Annotated in this window: 20 protein-coding genes and 1 tRNA gene; 11 read left to right on the top strand and 10 right to left on the bottom strand. The window is 35.9% G+C overall.

Annotated elements, in window-relative coordinates:
• Window positions 1-7: 7 nt before the first annotated feature.
• The 3 genes from exbD to bcp all read right to left on the bottom strand — a co-directional run bounded on the left by exbD (window position 8) and on the right by bcp (window position 1,543).
• On the bottom strand, window positions 8-451 hold the full coding sequence (gene exbD / locus DQN49_RS04790) for a TonB system transport protein ExbD (protein ID WP_005694050.1): 444 nt from the start codon (window positions 449-451) through the stop codon (window positions 8-10).
• A gap of 3 nt (window positions 452-454) precedes the next feature.
• On the bottom strand, window positions 455-907 hold the full coding sequence (exbB, locus tag DQN49_RS04785) for a TonB-system energizer ExbB (protein ID WP_005648856.1): 453 nt from the start codon (window positions 905-907) through the stop codon (window positions 455-457).
• 168 nt (window positions 908-1,075) lie between these two features.
• Window positions 1,076-1,543: a thioredoxin-dependent thiol peroxidase gene (gene bcp / locus DQN49_RS04780; RefSeq protein WP_005653400.1), complete on the bottom strand. Its 468-nt coding sequence runs from the start codon at window positions 1,541-1,543 to the stop codon at window positions 1,076-1,078.
• Between the two features lie 105 nt (window positions 1,544-1,648).
• On the opposite strand from bcp, the gene dapA reads away from it, so the two are divergent.
• The 3 genes from dapA to hpf all read left to right on the top strand — a co-directional run bounded on the left by dapA (window position 1,649) and on the right by hpf (window position 3,798).
• Entirely contained in the window at window positions 1,649-2,545 is an 897-nt protein-coding gene (gene dapA / locus DQN49_RS04775) for a 4-hydroxy-tetrahydrodipicolinate synthase (protein WP_013525505.1), read from the top strand.
• A 110-nt stretch (window positions 2,546-2,655) separates the two neighbouring features.
• Window positions 2,656-3,303, top strand: coding sequence for an outer membrane protein assembly factor BamC (bamC, locus tag DQN49_RS04770; RefSeq protein ID WP_006996218.1), 648 nt, complete (start codon window positions 2,656-2,658; stop codon window positions 3,301-3,303).
• Window positions 3,304-3,474: 171 nt separating this feature from the next.
• Window positions 3,475-3,798: a ribosome hibernation-promoting factor, HPF/YfiA family gene (gene hpf, locus DQN49_RS04765; RefSeq protein ID WP_005653397.1), complete on the top strand. Its 324-nt coding sequence runs from the start codon at window positions 3,475-3,477 to the stop codon at window positions 3,796-3,798.
• A gap of 442 nt (window positions 3,799-4,240) precedes the next feature.
• Here hpf and DQN49_RS04755 read toward each other — a convergent pair.
• From DQN49_RS04755 to DQN49_RS04735, 4 genes are all read right to left on the bottom strand, one after another.
• Window positions 4,241-4,330, bottom strand: a tRNA-Ser gene (locus tag DQN49_RS04755).
• Between the two features lie 183 nt (window positions 4,331-4,513).
• Window positions 4,514-5,410, bottom strand: coding sequence for a glycosyltransferase family 8 protein (locus DQN49_RS04750; protein WP_032826364.1), 897 nt, complete (start codon window positions 5,408-5,410; stop codon window positions 4,514-4,516).
• A gap of 198 nt (window positions 5,411-5,608) precedes the next feature.
• Window positions 5,609-6,196, bottom strand: a complete 588-nt coding sequence (gene rdgB / locus DQN49_RS04740) for an RdgB/HAM1 family non-canonical purine NTP pyrophosphatase (RefSeq protein WP_005668864.1) — start codon at window positions 6,194-6,196, stop codon at window positions 5,609-5,611.
• 11 nt (window positions 6,197-6,207) lie between these two features.
• Window positions 6,208-6,936 (bottom strand): 3-deoxy-D-manno-octulosonic acid kinase, encoded by a 729-nt coding sequence (locus tag DQN49_RS04735; protein WP_006996216.1) that lies wholly within the window; start codon window positions 6,934-6,936, stop codon window positions 6,208-6,210.
• A gap of 76 nt (window positions 6,937-7,012) precedes the next feature.
• Between DQN49_RS04735 and DQN49_RS04730 the strand changes: the two genes are divergently transcribed.
• The 4 genes from DQN49_RS04730 (at window position 7,013) to DQN49_RS04715 (ending at window position 15,076) form a co-directional block, all read left to right on the top strand.
• Complete coding sequence (locus DQN49_RS04730; protein ID WP_006996215.1) at window positions 7,013-8,056, top strand: glycosyltransferase family 9 protein; 1,044 nt, start codon at window positions 7,013-7,015, stop codon at window positions 8,054-8,056.
• Window positions 8,057-8,378: 322 nt separating this feature from the next.
• A complete protein-coding gene (gene hxuC, locus DQN49_RS04725) occupies window positions 8,379-10,544 on the top strand; it encodes a heme/hemopexin-binding protein HxuC (protein ID WP_006996214.1) in 2,166 nt (721 codons plus the stop codon).
• 75 nt (window positions 10,545-10,619) lie between these two features.
• A complete protein-coding gene (gene hxuB, locus DQN49_RS04720) occupies window positions 10,620-12,317 on the top strand; it encodes a heme/hemopexin-binding protein HxuB (RefSeq protein WP_006996213.1) in 1,698 nt (565 codons plus the stop codon).
• A gap of 11 nt (window positions 12,318-12,328) precedes the next feature.
• Window positions 12,329-15,076, top strand: coding sequence for a filamentous hemagglutinin N-terminal domain-containing protein (locus DQN49_RS04715; RefSeq protein ID WP_006996212.1), 2,748 nt, complete (start codon window positions 12,329-12,331; stop codon window positions 15,074-15,076).
• 95 nt (window positions 15,077-15,171) lie between these two features.
• Here the strand turns inward: DQN49_RS04715 and folB are convergent, their stop codons facing one another.
• The gene (gene folB / locus DQN49_RS04710) at window positions 15,172-15,528 is read right to left on the bottom strand and encodes a dihydroneopterin aldolase (protein WP_006996211.1); all 357 of its coding nucleotides are present in this window, start codon (window positions 15,526-15,528) and stop codon (window positions 15,172-15,174) included.
• A gap of 82 nt (window positions 15,529-15,610) precedes the next feature.
• Here folB and plsY point away from each other — a divergent pair, with 82 nt between their 5' ends.
• The 4 genes from plsY to rpoH all read left to right on the top strand — a co-directional run bounded on the left by plsY (window position 15,611) and on the right by rpoH (window position 19,961).
• Window positions 15,611-16,210, top strand: coding sequence for a glycerol-3-phosphate 1-O-acyltransferase PlsY (gene plsY / locus DQN49_RS04705; RefSeq protein WP_005656208.1), 600 nt, complete (start codon window positions 15,611-15,613; stop codon window positions 16,208-16,210).
• 41 nt (window positions 16,211-16,251) lie between these two features.
• Window positions 16,252-17,955: a nitrate/nitrite two-component system sensor histidine kinase NarQ gene (gene narQ, locus DQN49_RS04700; protein ID WP_006996210.1), complete on the top strand. Its 1,704-nt coding sequence runs from the start codon at window positions 16,252-16,254 to the stop codon at window positions 17,953-17,955.
• Between the two features lie 9 nt (window positions 17,956-17,964).
• The gene (murB, locus tag DQN49_RS04695; protein WP_006996209.1) at window positions 17,965-18,990 is read left to right on the top strand and encodes a UDP-N-acetylmuramate dehydrogenase; all 1,026 of its coding nucleotides are present in this window, start codon (window positions 17,965-17,967) and stop codon (window positions 18,988-18,990) included.
• Window positions 18,991-19,115: 125 nt separating this feature from the next.
• Window positions 19,116-19,961: an RNA polymerase sigma factor RpoH gene (rpoH, locus tag DQN49_RS04690; RefSeq protein ID WP_006996208.1), complete on the top strand. Its 846-nt coding sequence runs from the start codon at window positions 19,116-19,118 to the stop codon at window positions 19,959-19,961.
• Between the two features lie 39 nt (window positions 19,962-20,000).
• Here the strand turns inward: rpoH and dusC are convergent, their stop codons facing one another.
• Window positions 20,001-20,933 (bottom strand): tRNA dihydrouridine(16) synthase DusC, encoded by a 933-nt coding sequence (gene dusC, locus DQN49_RS04685; RefSeq protein WP_006996207.1) that lies wholly within the window; start codon window positions 20,931-20,933, stop codon window positions 20,001-20,003.
• Window positions 20,933-21,799 (bottom strand): co-chaperone DjlA, encoded by an 867-nt coding sequence (gene djlA, locus DQN49_RS04680; RefSeq protein ID WP_006996206.1) that lies wholly within the window; start codon window positions 21,797-21,799, stop codon window positions 20,933-20,935. The genes dusC and djlA overlap by 1 nt, the downstream gene beginning before the upstream one ends.
• Between the last annotated feature and the right edge of the window lies 1 nt (window position 21,800).

Below are 21,800 nucleotides of genomic sequence, written 5' to 3'. Positions count from 1 at the left end.
TTATTCCTTACGGCGTAGTTGGTACAGATTGAGAAGGAGTAGATTCTTGAGAATTTTTACCCGCACTTTTTCCCTTATCTTTCATAGAAACAATTGCCACATTTTTGATTTCATTTTTAGAAAGCATATCTGTAATCGTCACAAAATCTTGGAAAGAGGCTTCAGCATCAATTTTTAAAGTTACTTTCTGATCTTTATTCCATTGAGCAATTTCTGCCTCTAGAGCTTCTTGAGAAATAGGTTTATCATTAAAATAGAGTTGTTTATCCGCTGTCACTGTCAATAATTTAGCCAGCTCGTCAGATTTAAATGCGACCGCTGTACTAGCTTTTGGTACATTTACTTGAATTTTACCTTGAGAGATAAAAGATGCAGTAATAAGCACCACAGTAAGTAGCACCAACATAATATCAATGAAAGGGATAATGTTGATTTCATCGAATTTTTTCACGAATTATTCCTTATCTTTTTGTTCGCTTAATACTTTCCATTTTAAACGATTAACTTCAACTTTACGCCCCAAACCGTTATAAAACACCATAGAGGGAATAGCCACTAGAATACCTAATGCAGTTGCTTTTAATGCTAAAGATAAGTGCAACATAATTACACTTGGATCAATGTCGCCACCGCCGTGACCGATTTGATAGAAAGTTAATAAAATCCCGATAACTGTACCAAGTAATCCAACATAAGGCGCATTTGCACCGATGGTAGAAATCACTGTCATATTACGGTTTAAATCAATATCTAATGCGTGAATAGTAGAATAATGTGCCACGCTTACCTTTCTTAAAAAAAGATAACGTTCAATTACCATCGCAAGCATAATAATGCTCATCAGTAATAATAAACCGATGATAAAATAATCACTGTACTGTTGTAAAAAATCAAAAAGTTGTACCATTTTTTTTCCTTGTTATTTGAGAAATTTTTTTGAGAATATAATTGAGAATGAATTTCAATCACTCGGGGAATTCTAGCAAAGGCTGAATAATGCGTAAACCTTGAATTTAAAAATTTATGAATTTTTTACCGCACTTTATGTGGAAAAGTGCGGTTATTTTTTGAAATATTATAGGGAACGAAGATAATCAATGATCATTTGATGATGGTCTTTTATCTTAAATTTATCAAATACTTGCATAATAGTTCCGCTTTCATTGATTAAAAAACTAATTCGATGAATACCGTCGTAAGTTCTCCCCATAAATTTTTTTTCGCCCCATACGCCAAATTGCTCCGCAACTTGATGATCAGGATCAGAAAGCAATGTGAAATTAAGTTCTTTTTTCTCAATAAATTGAGCTAATTTTTTCGGGGCATCAGGACTAATACCAAGTACAACTAAACCTAGTGCATCTAATTCGGATTTACTGTCGCGCAATCCGCAGGCTTGTGTGGTACAGCCTGGAGTGAGAGCCTTTGGATAAAAATAAATTAAAACTTTTTTACCACGAAAATCACTTAAAGAAACAAATTTTTCTTGTTGATTTAATAAGGTAAAAGCAGGTGCTTGATTACCAACAGATAATGGATTCATAAAAAACTCCTTTAATGAAAAAAAATTTGCAAATTAAAGTTATTTTAGCGACTATAACAAGTGAAACCAAATAATAAAATAAAATTAAAAACCGACGGAGGTTATATGTCAGCGCAAAATCCTTTATTTTCGGGTAGCATAGTTGCCCTTGTTACGCCAATGAATCATTATGGCGAAGTCGATTTTTCCTGTTTAGAAAAATTAGTAGAACACCACATTGAAGCTGGTTCTAATGCGCTTGTTTCTGTGGGTACAACGGGAGAATCCGCCACGCTAAGTATTGAAGAAAATGTAAAAGTCATTGAAAAGACTGTTGAATTTGCCAAAGGACGTATTCCTATTATTGCGGGAGCGGGTGCAAATGCGACGAGTGAAGCAATTACAATGACCAAATTATTACGAGACAGTGGTGTAGCAGGATGTTTATCTGTTGTGCCTTATTATAATAAACCAACCCAAGAGGGAATGTATCAACATTTTAAAGCCATTGCGGAATGTACTGATTTACCACAGATTCTTTATAACGTTCCTAGTCGCACAGGCAGTGATATGAAACCAGAAACAGTTGCTCGTTTAGCTGAAATTGAAAATATTGTAGGCATTAAGGAAGCAACGAGAGATGTTAGCCGAATAGTTAAAATTAAGCAGCTTGCAGGTAAGAATTTTATTGTTTTAAGTGGCGATGATGCAACAGGCTTAGAAGCAATAAAATTAGGTGCTGAAGGAGTAATATCAGTAACAAATAACATTGCAGCAAAAGATATGGCTGATATGTGCCGTTATGCACTTGCGGGAGATTTTGATAAAGCGGAAGAAATTAATGCTCGTTTAATGCGTTTACATCACGACCTGTTCATTGAATCTAATCCAATTCCAGTGAAGTGGGCAGCTTATCGCTTAGGCTTAATTAAATCGCCACATTTACGCTTGCCACTTACAACACTTAGTGAAGAAATTCAACCAAAAGTAGAAGATGCGCTAAAAATCGCAGGATTGTTATAAAAATAAAGGGGTAAGTAATTACCCCTCACTTTTAGGTATTATAGATCAGTAAAATAATCAAAAAGTGCGGTCAGAATTTATCAAATTTTCAATTTAGTTAAGGTTAATATATGAAAAAAATAATATTGAATTTAATAACGGCTATTATTCTAGCTGGTTGTTCGTCTAATCCTGAAACCTTAAAAGCAACCAACGACTCATTTCAAAAATCTGAGACGAGCATTCCCCATTTTTCCCCTTTGGCTACTGGAGGGGTACAGTTACCAAAAGCTGATGATGCCTATTCATTACCTAATATTGAAGTGAAAAAAGGGGAAGATATTGATATTCGCCCACCATTAATCCCTCTCGCTATTATTCAAAATTCAATAACAAAATTTGATGGCGAACGTTCGTTGATTGTCTATCCAAAACAACAGGCAAAACTATATAATCTTCAGCAAGTTAAGCGTTTGTTGAAAGATGAGGGTATTTCATCAACAACAGATGGTTCGATTTTAACAACTGATTGGGCAAAAACAGAACGAATTGGCGATAAATCTATAGAAATAAAATATCAAATAGAACAAGTTATGACAGCTGATGTAAGTGCACTTACCGTATCTATTTTACATATGCGCCGAGATGGTATTATTTTTACACCAAATGTATCAGATAAACAATATTATACTTCGGAACGTTTAAATCGCATTGTTTTAACACTCACTACCGCGTATAACAAACAATTACAGGATTTATCAAGTACTTTAATTCAATAGGGGGCGTCATATAATAATTTCTCTAAAATAATAAATATTTAAACATGAGACCTAGATCATCCTTTTGAAAATTACTCTGATATTTATCTTTAAAACACTTGAAAATCTAAAATAAGAACGCTATTTTGTTATTAACTAGAATTTAAATCACGCAACAAAGAGGTAAATGCTATGACACTTAATATTACCAGTAAACAAATGGACATCACCCCTGCAATTCGTGAACACTTGGAGGAACGACTTGCGAAGTTAGGTAAGTGGCAAACGCAGTTAATTAGCCCACATTTTGTTTTAAACAAAGTACCTAATGGATTTAGTGTCGAAGCCTCTATTGGCACACCCTTAGGCAATTTATTAGCCAGTGCAACTTCAGATGATATGTATAAAGCAATTAATGAAGTGGAAGAAAAATTAGAACGTCAGCTTAATAAACTTCAACATAAAAGTGAATCTCGCCGAGCTGATGAACGTTTAAAAGATTCTTTTGAAAACTAAATACTGTAGATAAAATCTAATCTGGCAGCCTTATTGTAAAATGATATGTCTGTCAGATTAATTTTAGATGAAACAATTAAATCACTAAAAATTGATGATATTAACTCAAAATATTAATAAATTTTATTAAATATAGATTAATTTAACCTATCGTGCACGGCGATGTAAACTTCAGTACATTCACGCTTATCCACTACAAGAACATAAACGACAACTTTATCTTCAATAACTTCATAAACTTAAACAATGCCCTACAGAGCGAAATTTTATTTTATAAAACACACCAAAAAATCTAAAAAACCGATCGGCAAATACGTATAAATTTCCTAAGCGTTTGATTAATTTTTTCTTAAATTGCTTTTAATAAAAATAGAGACTAATGAGAAAGATACAGATTAAATTTATATTTTTTAACAAGATAGATATTATTTGACGGGATTAATGGCGGTGAGAAAGGGATTTGAACCCTTGATGCAGTTTCCCACATACACGCTTTCCAGGCGTGCTCCTTCAACCACTCGGACATCTCACCGTAAAAGGTTTGCAAACTATAAAGATTTACTCTGGTTTAGTCAAGTTTTTTACTCTAAAAAATAAAAATCTTTAAAAGATTAGTTAAAAAATAGGCAATAAAAGCTATTGAGCTAATTCAGAGTTAGAAGATACTAATAATTTAGTAAGATGTAACCTTAATAATTATTAAAACAGTTGATTTTTAATAGATACCATATATTAATTTATCTTTTATTCTCTTTCTTAATCTTTTTATTTTAATTAAAAAAGGGATTTTCTCAAAATGATCATACCAAGATGATGGTATATTAATAATTTTATCCATTTCTTTTAAAAGTAAATTTCCTATATGACAATTTAAGTGACCGCATTTTTTGTGCCAAAATTTACATGGACCACAATAATGAGAAATAACTATTGGCATTTTTACGCATAATAAATTTTTCTTTTTAATCAAATTTCGATCCGTTGGTGTAAAATTAAATCTATTATTAATAAATTTTACTTTTCCTTTACAGATACCATTTAGAATATCTTGATCTTGGTATTTCATAACATTATTGTATTTATTCATCCAATTTATTGATTTTTGGAAAATATTTTCTTCTTTCCATTTATTTAAATTAATTAATAATATGCCCGCATTAAAATAAGAATATCCTTCTAAACCAATTGTTTTTTTATAAGCTTCATTTTTTACATCAATAAAAGTATCTCGACATGCTGCCAAATAATAGTTCGTTATATCTATATTCCAAAGTTCTTGAAGTGAAGAGTTTGTTAATGTGTCCACATCAATATAAATAGCTTTTTCTATATTCTTTATGTATTTAGTTAAATTTAGTCTAGCGTAAGTAGCTAAAGATATATAATCTATTGTTTTTGGAAAGTTTTGAAAATCTGACTCACAAACTGGCAAGAAAAATACTTTACAAGAATATTCGCTTGCTAAATTATTTATTATGGTCTTATTTTCCTGATTTATTTTCATATCAAGAATATAAAAATTTATTTTTTTAGGTGTATTTTTAATAATGCTAAAAATACTTACAGCTAAATAAGGTGCATAATAGTTGTCAGACGAAAATATAATATTCATTGTCTGACTGACAGTCTGTCTGTCTGTCTGTCTGTCTGTCTGTCTGTCTGTCTGTCTGTCTGTCTGTCTGTCTGTCTGTCTGTCTGTCTGTCTGTCTGTCTGTCTGTCTGTCTGTCTGTCATGAAATTATCTCTGATTAACGTGTGAATTATTATTTTTTGGGTTATTTTTTTGATAGATTAAATAATTTTATTTACTTTATAATTTACTTTTTAAAACACTCAATGCCTTTGCTCGATGAGAAATTTTTTTCTTCTCAACCGTTTCTAATTCAGCAAATGTGCAACCTTGTTCTGGGCTAAAGAATAAACTGTCATAACCAAAGCCATTTTCGCCTTTTTCTTCAAAACCAATCACGCCACAACACTCACCTTCGGCGATAATTGGCGATGGATCCGTTGGATGTTGTAAAAACACGATACAACTCACAAATTTGGCTTGGCGTTGATCTTGTGCAACATGAGCAAGCTCTGCCAATAATTTCTCACGGTTTTTAGCATCATTGCCCTCTTCACCAGCATAACGAGCAGAATACAGACCTGGTGCGCCATTAAGTGCGGAAACCACCAAGCCTGAATCATCCGCAATAGCAGGTAAACCTGATTTTTCTGATGCATAACGTGCTTTTAATAACGCATTCTCAACGAAAGTTAAGCCTGTTTCTTCTGGGCTTTCAATGCCTAAATCTGTTTGTGCAATCACTTCAAAGCCAAAATCAGATAAAACATCAGCCATTTCTTTCACTTTGCCTTTATTGCCTGTAGCAAGTACAATTTTTTGTTTCATAATTAGTCCTTTTATTGATGATAAGCTGCCGTTAAATCAGCCCAGTTTTGCTCGGTAAATTGAATATTCATTCGTCCAACTTCTTTTTCAAAAGAACGTTTTAAACGATTCAGATTTTGTGTTTTCCAAAAATCCCCTGATTTTTTACCGCACTTATCAAAATCGAGTAACCAACATTTTTGCTCTTGTTCAGCTTCTTGTTGAAGCAAAATATTGTGTGCATTCAAGTCTGTATGGCAAATTTGTAAATCGTGTAATTTTCGAATCAAACGACCAATTTGCCTCCAAGTTTCTTTTGGCAATGTTTGTGTTTGTAAAAGTGCGGTTAAATCCTGCGCGTTTTCGATTTTCTCGGTCAAAATATCCGCTTGATAGCAAATACCTAACTTGCCTTTTTGAATACGTGCAGCAATGGGTTTAGGCACAGGCAAACCTGCTTCATACAAACGTTGCAACAAATGAAACTCAGCAAAACTACGAGTAGTGTCAAGAGCAGAAAAACGATAACGATCTTTGTTCAGTTTACCCCAAAGTCCACCGCGATAATAATGACGCAACGCACAATTTACGCCAAACCAATCTTCCGTTTGCAGGAAATAAGTAGTGCCTCGACCTTTTGCACTCCCTATCACTCGTTCTTGTTTTTGCCAAAATTCCGCTTGGAAAAACTCGGTTGCTTGCTCAAAAGTGCGGTCAAAATTAAAGATAAAATATTGGTTATCTTGTTGGAATTGGTGCATTGGAACGTTGTTATGAATAGAAAATGGGCTTATTCTACTTTAAAATAAGCACAAATTAAATGATAAAGGAACGTCAATGCCACTTTTTACCGAAGCTCCAAAATCCCTTTGTATTCTCCGATTGTCAGCGGTAGGCGATGTTTGCCACGCCTTAGCTGTGGTTCAGCACATTCAGGCATATTATCCCCAAACAGAAATAACTTGGATTGTAGGCAAAACCGAAATGGGTTTACTTTCAGGCATTCCTAATATCACGCTTATTCCTTACGATAAAAAAACAGGATGGAAAGGCGTTTTATCACTTTGGAAACAACTAAAAAATAAGCAGTTTGATGCACTATTAAATATGCAAACAGCATTTCGTGCATCAATCCTTTCTTTAGGAATTAAAGCAAAATTCAAAATTGGATTTGGAGAAAAACGTTCTCGAGAAGGGCAATGGCTATTTGTAAATCGTCGTATCACTGATCCCTCATCGCCCCACGTATTAGATGGATTTATGGCTTTCGCTGAATATATTGGCGTGCCGAAAGCAGAACCGAAATGGGAATTAGCTATCTCACAAGATGATTATAAATTTGCCGATCAATTTATTGATTTCTCTCGTAAAAATTTATTAATTTCCCCTTGTTCTAGCAAAGCAGAAAAAGATTGGCTAATCGAAGGTTATGCAGAGGTTGCCAATATTGCCCATCAGCATAATATCAATGTAATTTTCTGCAGTTCGCCAGCCAAACGTGAATTAGAAATAGTCGAAAAAATTACCGCACTTTGCCATTTCACACCCACCAATATTGCAGGAAAAACAAACCTAAAACAGCTTACCGCTTTAATTTCTAAGGTTGATTTGGTGCTTTCGCCAGATTCTGGCCCTGCCCATATTGCGACAACACAAGGAACACCAGTTATTGGCTTATATGCCTATCACAATCCTTTGCGTACTGCGCCTTATAATAATTTAGATAACGTGATATCAGTATATGAAAAAAATGCCCAAAAAGAATTTGGCAAACCATCTTCTGAACTACCTTGGGCAACCAAACTAAAAGGGAAAAATTTGATGGCAGAGATTCAAGTGGAACCCGTCATTGAACAAATGAAAAAATTGGGGTTATTTTGAAAAAACAATCTATATCTCAAAACTTAGATGGTTTTAATATAGCCAACTTGAAAGTTGTTTTTGGAAAGTACGAGCTTTAGTTTTTTAAGTTAAAAATCAATAGCTTGTTGTTAAAATAATTTATATTTAGTCATAAAATCTATACCTTAATCTCTTGCTTATTTAGTCCAATTTTTGCAGGTACAGATTGAAATCCAAAATTAGTTTGAATTTTACGCAATTAAATGCAAATGATTATAAATAAACCAATTGATTATTATTGTAATCATCGTTATTATCATCGCCATTCTCCTATTTTTAATTATTACAATAAGGAAAACAGATGCGATTTTCTAAACTTTCCCTTGCAATTACAACAACCTTAGTGACAGCAAATGCACTAGCGCAATCCGTTGAATTAGACTCTATCAACGTTATTGCGACACGAGATCCAAGTAGGTTTGCTTATACGCCAGAAAAACAATCTAAAGATAGTCTTCTTTCCAAGCAAGCGACTAGTGTTGCAGATGCGTTAGAAGACATTCCCAATGTTGATGTTAGAGGCGGTTCGAGAAGCATTGCTCAAAAACCTAATATTCGAGGGTTAAGTGATAATCGTGTTGTGCAAGTTATTGATGGCGTGAGACAAAATTTTGATTTAGCACATAGAGGTTCTTATTTTCTTCCAATGTCACTCATCCAAGAAATTGAAGTAATCAAAGGACCAAGTAGCTCCTTATGGGGTAGCGGTGCATTGGGTGGTGTTGTGGCAATGCGTACGCCAAATGCTTTAGACTTATTGAAAAATAATGACAAATTCGGAGTTAAAATTCGCCAAGGTTATCAAACTGCTAATAATTTATCGGAAAAGGATGTTTCTGTATTTGCGGCAAATGACAAATTCGATGTTCTTATTAGTGGTTTCTATAATAATGCGGATAATTTACGCACTGGTAAAGGCAACAAGCTGAATAATACCGCCTATAAACAGTTTGGGGGCTTAGCAAAGTTTGGTTGGCAAATTAATGATGCGAACCGCGTGGAATTATCCCACCGCGAAACTCGTTTTAAACAAACAGCACCAAGCAATAATGAGGTGGAAAACGAACTTACTAATGAACAAATTAAAGATCAAATCAACGAGTTCCACGGATCAAGCAACAGTTTTCCTCCTAAAAGACCATCAGCACCAGAAATATCAAAGTTTTACTCTGGCGTGAAAACACGTTTAGGTAGTGTCAGTTATTTAACTGATCAACAAATTCCTGATCAAAGCACGGTATTTAACTATTATTTAACGCCAGATAATCCTTATCTAAATACGCATATCGCACTGTATAACAATAAAACTATTGAGAAAGAACAGCGTAAAGTCAGTGGTGTGAAAGATCAGACTAAATTGACTACCCGAGGTATAAATTTACGTAATTCTTCCGAATTATCTCACATTTCCTTTGTTTATGGGGTGGATTATATGCGAGATAAAATCCGTACCGAACGAGGCACAAACGATAAAGATGCGAAGTTTCGAGCGGAACCCTATAATGCGAATTCAAACACTACAGGCGTTTATTTAATCGCCCATATTCCGCTATTTGGGGAAAAATTGCTAGTTTCGCCAAGTGTACGTTATGACCACTACGATACCTCAAGTAAAACTGTAAAATACAAGGATAATCATTTATCTCCTGCCACAAAATTAACTTGGATAGTGACCAATTGGTTAGATTTTACTGCCAAATATAATGAAGCTTTCCGAGCACCATCTATGCAAGAGCGGTTTGTGAGTGGTGCTCACTTTGGAGCAGAGACTCGAGGGCTAAATCAAGTCAATAGATTTGTAGCAAATCCAAATTTGCGCCCTGAAACAGCGAAAAATAAAGAAATTACCGCAAATCTACATTTTGATAGTCTGTTTAAACAAGGCGATAAATTCAAAATTGAAGCGACTTATTTCCGTAATGATGTGAAAGATTTTATTAACTTAAAAATATTTAATGATGCAAAGACAAATGCAGGTGCAAATAAAAATGCAAGTGCAAATGGAGCATTTTTGCCAAAAAATTCCCAGTATCAAAACATAACTAATGCCCGTTTAAGCGGTATTGAATTGCAAGCTCAATACCAAACAGAACGTTTAACACTGTTTACTAACTATGGCAGCACCAAAGGTAAAGATAAAGATAGTGGCGAAGCTTTATCAAACATTGCCGCAAGCAAAATCGGCGTAGGGGTAAATTATGCTTTAGTAAAAGACAAATTCACGGTGGGAGCGACAGTAACCCATTACGCTGCTCAACGCCGAGTGCCTAAAGATCATAGTGTTACCTACCCAAGTTATATACTGACCGATCTTCGTGCTACCTATGCACCATTAAAAGGCGAATGGAAAAACCTGCGTTTAGATTTTGCACTGGAAAACTTGTTTGATAGAAAATATCAACCCGCGTTTAGTTTAATGGAAGGCACTGGTCGTAATGCGAAAATTAGTGCGGTTTATAGCTTCTAAATTTACTTTGGAAAAACGCCCTAAAGCTGTTTTCCCTCAATTTTTGTAATTTTATCAATTAATAGGACATAAGGAATGAAAATGAGACCTCGTTATTCTGTTATTGCAAGTGCGGTCAGTTTAGGCTTTGTTTTGAGTAAATCAGTGATGGCATTAGGTCAGCCAGATACTGGATCATTGAACCGTGAACTAGAACAACGTCAAATTCAATCAGAAGCCAAACCTAGTGGCGAATTATTTAATCAAACGGCAAATTCGCCTTATACTGCACAGTATAAACAAGGACTGAAATTTCCACTTACGCAAGTACAGATTTTAGATCGAAACAATCAAGAAGTCGTCACAGACGAGCTTGCACATATTTTAAAAAATTATGTAGGAAAAGAGGTATCGCTGTCAGATTTAAGTAATTTAGCAAATGAGATCAGCGAATTTTATCGTCATAATAATTATTTAGTGGCAAAAGCAATTTTACCACCGCAGGAAATTGAGCAAGGTACGGTAAAAATTTTGTTACTTAAAGGTAATGTAGGCGAAATACGCTTGCAAAATCACAGCGCATTAAGCAATAAATTTGTATCCCGTCTCTCTAATACAACAGTGAATACGTCCGAATTTATTTTGAAAGATGAGTTAGAAAAATTTGCTTTAACAATGAACGATGTTCCAGGGGTAAATGCTGGTTTGCAACTCTCCGCAGGCAAAAAAGTCGGCGAAGCGAATTTACTGATTAAGATTAACGATGCAAAACGTTTTTCTAGTTATGTTTCAGTAGATAACCAAGGCAACAAATATACAGGGCGTTACCGTTTGGCTGCGGGGACAAAAGTCAGTAATTTGAATGGCTGGGGCGATGAATTGAAACTGGATTTAATGAGTTCTAATCAGGCTAATTTAAAAAATGCTCGTATAGATTATTCCTCTTTAATTGATGGTTATTCTACGCGTTTTGGTGTAACGGCTAACTATCTCGACTACAAATTAGGTGGTAATTTTAAATCATTACAATCTCAAGGGCATTCCCATACCTTAGGGGCTTATTTGTTGCACCCAACAATCCGTACACCAAATTTTCGTTTAAGTACTAAAGTGAGCTTTAATCATCAAAACCTTACGGATAAACAACAAGCGGTTTATGCGAAACAAAAACGGAAAATAAATAGTTTAACTGCAGGGATTGACGGTTCTTGGAATCTTATTAAAGATGGGACAACTTATTTTTCATTATCTACCTTGTTCGGTAATTTAGCGAATCAAACTAGTGAAAAAAAACAGTATGCCGTAGAGAATTTTCAAGCAAAATCGCATTTTACGGTATATAACTACCGCTTGTCTCACGAGCAAATTTTACCAAAATCTTTTGCTTTCAATATTGGTATAAACGGTCAGTTTGCCGATAAAACCCTTGAAAGCTCACAGAAAATGTTGCTTGGTGGTTTGTCTGGAGTACGTGGACATCAAGCTGGTGCGGCTTCTGTGGATGAAGGGCATTTGATACAAACAGAATTCAAACATTATTTACCAGTCTTTTCCCAAAGTGTGCTAGTTAGTTCATTGTTCTATGACTATGGTTTGGGAAAATATTATAAAAATAGCCAATTTCTCGCAAAAGGCGTGAAAAATAGCGTGAAATTACAAAGCGTTGGTGCAGGACTTTCTCTTTCAGATGCTGGCAGCTATGCCATCAACGTCAGTGTCGCCAAGCCGCTTGATAACAATATTGATAATGCCGATAAACACCAATTTTGGCTTTCTATGATTAAAACTTTCTAAGGAGGTATGCTATGTATAAATTAAATGTAATTTCTCTTATCATTTTGACCACTTACACTGGTGCGACATATGCCTCTACACAGGATTTTCCACAAAATCACACAACTGTTTCTGGGACTGTCACTGTTACTACAACTGCAGATAAAATGACGATTAAGCAAACAACCTCCAAAACTCAAATAGACTGGTATAGTTTTGACATCGGTAAAAATAAAGAAGTGAAATTTGAACAGCCTGACGCAAATTCTGTGGCATATAACCGTGTAACTGGCGGCAATGCTAGTCAAATCCAAGGGAAATTGACGGCAAACGGTAAGGTTTATTTAGCAAACCCTAATGGGGTTATTATTACCCAAGGGGCAGAAATTAATGTAGCTGGTTTATTTGCAACAACCAAAGATTTAGAGAGAATCAGTGAAAATGGCAATGGCAATGGCAATGGCAATGGCAATAAATTTACCCGTAAAGCAAAAGAAGGTAAGGTGCTAACAGAAGGTAAAGTTCTCAATCAAGGGGAAATTAAGGCGAAAGATTTCGTGGTACTTAATGGCGATGAAGTTATCAATGAAGGGAAAATTGACGCTACAAATGGCAAAGTATATTTATCCTCAGACTATAATTTCACATTTACCTTATTACCAGATAGCGGTATAAGTGTGGCATTAGAAGATAATGCAGTACAGGGTATTGTTAAAAATGAAGGGAGCATTAAAGCAGGAGAGATTACGTTAAGTGCGAAAGGGCGTAAAGAAGCATTAGATAGCTTGGTTATGAATAATGGTGTGTTAGAAGCAACTAAGGTTAGTAGTAAAAACGGCAAGGTTGTGTTATCTGCTGATGAAATTAAGTTAAATGATAAAAGTAATATTAAAGGGGAGAGTGAGGTTGTATTTACCTCAAATAAGGAACTTGAAAACAATATAAAAATCACTTCTCAAAATCGCTCAAAAGTTACCTCGCCTAAAATCAACTTTAAAGGCAAAAGTGTTAATATCAAAGGTGACTTTGGACGTGAAGACAATAATGATTACTATAAAGATGAATTTAAAACATTAAATACAGAAGTTAATATTGACGTGCCAGACACTGAAAATATTCGTATTGCGGATAAAGATAAAGAGCAAGATAAAGATAATACGGGTACGGGTTCATTTATACAAACAGATGCGTTAAGTTCATTACTAGCTAATAATGGAAAAGTGAATCTTAAAGGAAAGGACGTTAATATTTCAGGACATATTAATATAAATTCCTTTAGAGGCACAGATTCGCTATTAAAGCTAACTAACCAAGGTCATATTAATATCAATCATGCAGATATTCATTCAACAGGTCGTTTATTTTTTATAACCAGCTTGCAGAATAAGGAAGATTTTCAATCAAATATTACCATTGCTGACAGCAAAATAAATCTTGGTAACGGAGCTATGGGATTGGGGCGTAGTGTCGATGAAGAAAACCTCGATAGATGGCGTAGAACGGAAAACTCACAACGCAAAAAGTTTAATGTTAATATGAGTAATGTAGAATTTAATCAGGTTGATGATGTGGTTGTAGCAGGTGGATTTAAAGAAGTTAATTTAGATCGCATCGTTGCCACAGGACAAACGAATTTTTACATTGATGGGGGGGTATCCCGTAATAGAAATGGTGTGAGTTCAAAATATGAATACGGTGTATTAGATTTAGACAAACGTACGCAGTTATCGGAGCTAGATCAACGCAGACGTCGTTGGGGATATTACCCTGATTTAGATTTAGATATGAATAAAGCCTATTGGCATCGTTTTGATATGTTTGCCAGCAAAAATACGGGGCGATCAACTATTAAAGATACAGAAATTAATATTTCTAACAGTAAGATTAATCTGAAAAATGGATTTGTACATTTACTGGCAGAAAAAATTAAGTTAGATAATAGCAAGATTGATATTACCTTTGATAAAGATAATTCACAAGATATTTCAACTCAAATTAACCGTTTAGGAATGAATGGTAAAGTCTCAATGGTAAACTCACATATTAAAATCGTGGGCGATGAGAAAATCGATATATCTGCAAAAGCACCTTATGCTACGATGTTTTTAATCGGGGAATTAATAGGGGAAAAAAGTTCTATTTTTGTGAAATCTCATCAGGGTTACACCTTTAGAACTGATGGCGATACAAAAATTGCAGGTAAATACAGTAAAGATGACTTGAAAATTACCGCAATTAACACTGGAGGAAGAACTGGGGAAGAAGTGATCATTAATGGTGCGCCTGGCTCAATTGATAATGATGCTAATATTGCCAATATGGCATTTACTATTGGTGATAACGCAAATACCAAAACAACCATTGAAAATGCCGACATCACTGCCTTAGCACCAAACGGTGGAACTGCTTATTTAAGCTCCAAAGGGGTAGAAATTGAGGTAAAATCAAATTCAAATTTCACATTCTTTGAACTTCCTCGTGAGAAAAACCTTAATCAAACAAAAATTAACGGCGCTTCTACCAAACTCAGTGAACGTGGTTTTGCTAGACTTTATGACAAAATTAACGGTGTGCGAGCCAGCAACTTGTCTGCTGAGCAATTGAATGTTACGGACGCAAGCGAAAAAATCATTAATACAAATTTAGTGAGTAGCTTAGATGTTGAAAAACTTGTTTCTGTTGCAGTTTGTGATGCAGGTAAAGGTTGCGAAGAACAACAATTCGGCGATAAAGGTAATAATACTAAAGTGAGTGTTGGAGAGTTAGAAGCTGAACAATAACTATTCAGAACACAAAGTAAAAGCATAAAGCCAATCTGACAGACATCAATTAAATTGCATGCCTGTCAGATTTATTAATAGCCACTATCGTTACATTATTTTAAATAACCACGAACAATCAATACGCCAACATTTCGAGCTTGCGCGACGGCTTTTGGTTTACTCAGTTTAATTTTTAATCCTTGAAGTTGATAACGTGACTCAAGCAAATCCGCCACTTCATAAGCCACTCGCTCAATCAGCAAGAAAGATTTACTTTCCACATAATCAATAATCGCTTGGCTCACTTCAGCATAATTTAAACAATATACAACATCATCCGTTTCTGCCGCTTGTTTGCAATCCCAAGCCATTTCTAAATCAAACACAAGTTTTTGCTTTATTTGCTGTTCCCAATCATATACACCGATTTGTGCAAAAACAGTCAATTCTTCAATAAAAATGCGATCCATAAGGTTTCCTCTAAAATTATTGTAGGCGTATGCTATCAATTTTGGGTAGAATAACGAACAGTTTTTCTTGCTGGAGTGCAAAATGAGCCTTTTCGCCCTTTTTTATATGCTTTTTGCCTATCTTTTAGGTTCAGTTTCCAGTGCGATTTTAATTTGTCGCATCGCAGGCTTGCCAGATCCTCGTCAAAATGGTTCACACAATCCTGGGGCGACAAATGTGTTGCGCATTGGAAATCGTAAGTCTGCCTTGGCAGTGCTTATTTTTGATATGTTAAAAGGGATGATTCCTGTATGGGCAGGGTATTATTTAGGTTTAACCCAATTTGAATTAGGAATGGTCGCACTTGGTGCTTGTTTAGGGCATATTTTCCCAATTTTCTTTCAATTTAAAGGTGGCAAAGGTGTTGCAACTGCCTTTGGGGCAATCGCACCGATTTCTTGGGCTGTTGCAGGTTCAATGTTTGGTACGTGGATCTTTGTTTTTCTTGTTAGTGGCTATTCTTCATTAAGTGCGGTTATTTCTGCATTACTTGTGCCTTTTTATGTGTGGTGGTTTAAACCTGAATTTACTTTTCCTGTTGCACTGGTGTGTTGCCTATTAATTTATCGTCATCACGATAACATTCAACGCTTATGGCGTGGTCAAGAAGATAAAGTTTGGGCTAAATTTAAAAAGAAATAAAAATTTTACCGCACTTTTCTAAATTTCCACTGGAGTTTTCTGTGTATACTAAAGGTTCCGTTTCCACTCGTATTGCGAAATATTTATTTATCATTCTTATCGTTGCTGGTGTGATTAGTTCTCTGAGTTTGGCAATTATGAGCAGTAATAAATATGATGCCGAAGCCATTAATATTTCAGGTTCTTTGCGTATGCAAAGTTATCGCTTGCTTTATGAAATGCAAGAACAACCAGAAAGCGTGGAAACGAACTTACGCCGTTATCATATAAGCCTTCATTCATCTGCTTTACTAGAAGTCCAAAATCAATTTTTCACACCGAATGTATTAAAACATTCCTATCAAAACATTTTGCAACGTTGGACGAACATGGAAAAATATGCGCGCCAACAGGATGTAAAAAACTATAGTAAGCAGCTTACTAACTATGTTGCAGATGTTGATTACTTTGTGTTTGAACTACAACGTTTTAGTGAGCAAAAATGGATTTTGGGCGTTTCAGTATTAGGTTTTGCGATGTTGTTAATTTTGCTGATGGTGTCTTATGTGATTTGGTATACAAACCGAGAAGTTGTGAAACCTTTGCATTTAATGACAAAAGCCAGTATGCAAGTGCAAATGCGTCAATTCAATCATATTCCACTTAACACAAGGAAACAAAACGAACTTGGCACACTGGCTCGCGTATTTACACAAATGTCCACAGAACTGGGACAGCTTTATTCGCGTTTAGAAGAAGCGGTAAATGAAAAAACGCAAAAGTTGCGTCAAACTAACCGCACTTTAAGCACTCTTTATCAAAGTGCTCAACTTCTGAATACAAACACAATTAACGATAAAATTTTAAATCAAGTTTTGAATTACATTTTTATTAGCGATCATTTGAACTTCGTTAAAGTGGAAGTGATGGGGGCTGAACATTGGGATATTACATTGGGTAAGCAAGATGCTAATAATGAACTACAAATCGAAACCCTTTCTGTGGATAACGAAGAATTAGGTGTACTCTCTTGGCAAGCAGGATTACCTTGTCCAGATCCCCGAATTATGCAAAATTTAGCGCAAATGCTTGCTCGTGCGCTTTATTTCCATAAAAATTTACGTCAGAAAGAACAGATTTTATTAATGGAAGAACGCTCAATTATTGCGCGAGAGTTGCACGATTCTTTGGCTCAAGTCTTATCATTTTTACAAATTCAACTTACTTTGCTCAAACATAATCTGAAGAAAGAAGACGAACAATCAAAAGAAAAGAGTTTGGCAATTATTGCCAATTTTGAACAAGCCCTTTCTGGTGGTTATGCACAGTTACGTGAGCTTTTAGCCACTTTCCGTTTAACCATACAAGAAGCGAATTTACAGCTTGCACTAGGACAAGTGATTGATTCATTACGCTCACAAACAACAATGCAAATGAATGTGAATTGTCAATTACCATCGCAAAGTTTGAACCCTCAACAGCTGGTTCACGTTCTGCAAATTGTACGTGAAGCCACCACCAACGCGATCAAGCATTCTCAAGGCACGGTAATTGAAATTAGCGCAAGAATTAATGCGGAAGGCGAGTATGAAATTTTAGTTGAAGATGATGGGATTGGCATTCCAAACCTTGAAGAACCTGAAGGGCATTACGGCTTGAATATTATGGCGGAACGTTGTCGTCAGCTTAATGCACAATTGCATATTCATCGCCGTGAACAAGGCGGCACACAAGTCAAAATTACCTTGCCACATACATTATATTAGGACATCAAAATGCAAAATTTACAACCTTTTCACACTTTCCACATTCAGTCTAATGCTCGTGAAATTATTGAAGCACATAGTATCGAACAGCTACAACAAGTGTGGGCGCATTCTAAATCAGAAAATTTACCCACTCTTTTTTTAGGTCAAGGAAGTAATGTTCTATTTCTAGATGATTTTAATGGCATCGTGATCCTTAATCGTTTAATGGGGATTACGCACGAACAAGATGCAAATTTTCACTATCTTCACGTCAATGGCGGGGAAAATTGGCATAAATTGGTGGAGTGGTCTATTAACAATGGTATTTATGGCTTAGAAAATCTGGCTCTGATTCCCGGTTGTGCAGGCTCTGCCCCCATTCAAAATATCGGTGCTTATGGCGTTGAATTTAAAGATGTATGTGATTATGTGGAGGTACTTAATTTAAATACGAACGAAACCTTTAGACTCGACACAGAACAATGTGAATTTGGTTATCGTGAGAGTATTTTTAAACATCGTTATCAGCAAGGTTATGTGATTACAGCGGTTGGATTAAAGCTAAAAAAAGATTGGCAGCCTATTCTAAAATATGGTTCGCTTGTAGAGTTCGATCCGAAAACGGTCACCGCTAAACAAATTTTTGATGAAGTCTGTCATATCCGTCAAAGTAAATTACCTGATCCCAATGAATTTGGTAATGCAGGGAGTTTCTTTAAAAATCCCGTTGTCAGTTCAGAACATTTTGAAGAAATCAAAAAACATCACGAAAATCTACCGCACTTTCCACAGGCAGATGGCTCAGTGAAATTAGCGGCAGGCTGGCTGATTGATCAATGCAATCTTAAAGGTTTTCAAATTGGTGGGGCTGCGGTTCATAAAAAACAAGCATTAGTATTAATTAACAAAAGCGGGGCAACAGGGCAAGATGTGGTCAAACTCGCCCATCACGTTCGCCAAACTGTTGCAGAAAAATTTGGTGTATATTTACAACCTGAAGTACGATTTATCAGTGCAACTGGCGAAGTAAATAGTGAGCAAATTATCACATAATTTTATAATAATTGAACTTTCAATTGATAAAATCTGTCTTATTAACAAATTGGTTCAATAAGATATCTTATTGTGCTATAACTAAGTACATTGATTGGCAAAAGCCAAAATAAAGAAGGAAAACGATGGATAAAGAAACACAAATGATGTTAGTTCCTCAAGGCAGTATCGAAGGTTATATTCGTGCGGCAAATGAATATCCGATGCTGACTGCAGAGGAAGAAAAGGAATTGGCAGAACGTTTGTATTATCACGAGGATTTAGATGCCGCGAAAAAACTTATTTTGTCGCATCTTCGTTTCGTGATCCATGTTGCACGTGGCTATTCTGGCTATGGTTTGCCACAAGCTGACTTAATCCAAGAAGGCAATATCGGCTTAATGAAAGCGGTCAAACGTTTTAACCCTGAAGTTGGTGTACGCTTGGCGTCATTCGCTGTGCATTGGATTAAAGCAGAGATCCACGAATATGTTCTTCGTAACTGGCGTATCGTAAAAGTCGCAACCACGAAAGCTCAACGTAAATTATTTTTCAACCTACGTAAAACTAAACAACGTTTAGGTTGGTTCAATGAAAATGAAGTTGATATGGTCGCAAATGAATTGGGTGTTTCCAAAGAAGATGTGATCGAAATGGAGTCTCGAATGAGCGGTGCGGATGTCGGTTTTGATTTACCTACTGATGATGCAGAAACAGAGACCTATTCTCCAGCCCTTTATTTGGAAGATAAAAGTTCTAATTTCGCAGCAGAGCTTGAAAATGAAAACTTTGAAAGCCAAGCAACCGAGCAATTAGGTGCGGCGCTACAAAGTCTAGATGCGCGTAGTCAGGATATTATCAAAGCTCGTTGGTTAGATGATAACAAAGCTACATTGCACGACTTGGCAGCAAAATATAATGTCTCTGCGGAACGTATTCGTCAATTAGAAACTAATGCTCTGAAAAAATTAAAAAGTGCGGTGAATTTTTAAATAATTTAGAAAAAGAAAACCTGCTGATTAGCAGGTTTTTTATTTATCATTTAACCGTAATTTCAAATCTTCAGCAGTTTGGCAAGTCTTAATCTTATCAAACACTTGGTTCGCTTCATCATATTCCTTATTCAAATAACGTAGCCATTGTTTAATTCGTGCCACATGGTAAAAACCGCTGTCATATTCATTTTCAACATTAGCATATTTTTGCAAGATTTTTTGAATTTCACACCAAGGCATTTTTTCTGCATTTGATTTCAAAACATGGCTTAAATTCGGAATATTCAACGCGCCTCGTCCCACCATTAAATCCTGACAACCTGTTTGGGATAAGCAATCTTGCCCATCTTGCCAATGCCAAATTTCTCCGTTAGCAATAACTGGAATGAATAAACGCTCTCTGACTTCACCAATTTTTTTCCAATTAATGCGATCAGCACGATAACCATCAGCTTTTGTGCGTCCATGAACTGTAATTTCGGTTGCGCCGCCTTGCTCTACCGCATCAGTGATTTCAAAGGCTTGAGAAATATCATCCCAGCCTAACCGCACTTTTACACTAACGGGAAATTCACCTGGCACGGCTTGGCGTAAGGCTTGAGTGGCACGATAAATCAATTCAGGCTGTTTCAATAATGCCGCACCACCATTGCTGCCATTCACAGTTTTAGAGGGGCAACCACAATTTAAATCAATGCCATGAGAACCAAGATCGATCGCACGAATTGCATTTTCAGCAAGGCATTCTGGATGCTGCCCTAGCAACTGCACTCGTACAGGCGTGCCAGAAGAAGTAAAGCCCTGATTTTTTAATTCAGGGCATAAACGATAAAATACTTTTTCAGGGAGAAGTTGATCAACTACGCGAACAAATTCTGTTATACATAAATCGTAGTTATTCACTTCGGTGAGAAGTTGGCGTACAAAGGGATCAAGAACCCCTTGCATAGGCGCAAGAATAACACGCACTATTTCCAGCCTTTTGCTTGACAAATTAAATCGTAAGCAGCTTGAATCTGTTGAGTTTTTTCTTTTGCCATTTCCATCATTTCTGGCGGTAAACCTTTCGCCACAAGTTTATCTGGATGATGTTCATTCATTAAACGACGATAAGCACGCTTAACCGTGCTTTGCTCATCTGACTCTGTCACACCCAATACTTTATAGCCATCATTTAAAGTTGGGCCAGAAGCATGTTGGTAACCACCACTATTTTGTTGCTGATATTGGTAGCCACCTTGATATGCACCTTGTTGATATTGCTGATAAAAACCGCCTTGAGTAAAAGCTCGAGCAGCCATTTCCATCGCAATCATTTGTTCAAATTGCATACGAGAAAGACCAAGTTCTTCAGCGATCACATAAAGCACTTCTTTCTCATTTTCATGAAGTTCTGAATCGGCAAAAGCCGCTTGAACTTGCACTTGTAAGAACATTCGCAATAAATCAGCACGTTGCCCACAACCAATGCGAAATTCACGGATAACTTGACGAATCGGGAAATCAGATTCTTTACCACGACGAAACGCATCTTGCGCTAATTTACGCCCAGCATCATCCAGTTTAAGCTGAATCATTAATTGATTAGCTAATTGGATATCTTCTTCTGTTACACGCCCTTTCGATTTACTTAAATGCCCTAACACCGCAAAGGTGGTTTGCATAAACAAGTCTTGACGCGTTGTTTTCTTTTTAAAGAAACTAGAACTTACCGAGCCAAGTTCATACAATTTTTTATCTGCAATAGAACCTAAAATGAGCCCAGCTATCGCACCAAAAAATCCACCAACTTTCCAACCTAAAAATACGCCTATAATTTTTCCAATAAATTCCATT

The organism is Haemophilus aegyptius (assembly GCF_900475885.1).
In the GTDB taxonomy this organism is placed as follows: Bacteria; Pseudomonadota; Gammaproteobacteria; order Enterobacterales; family Pasteurellaceae; genus Haemophilus; species Haemophilus influenzae.
Note: the sequence above shows the minus strand (reverse complement) of the source record. Positions and strands in the feature narration are given on the sequence as shown.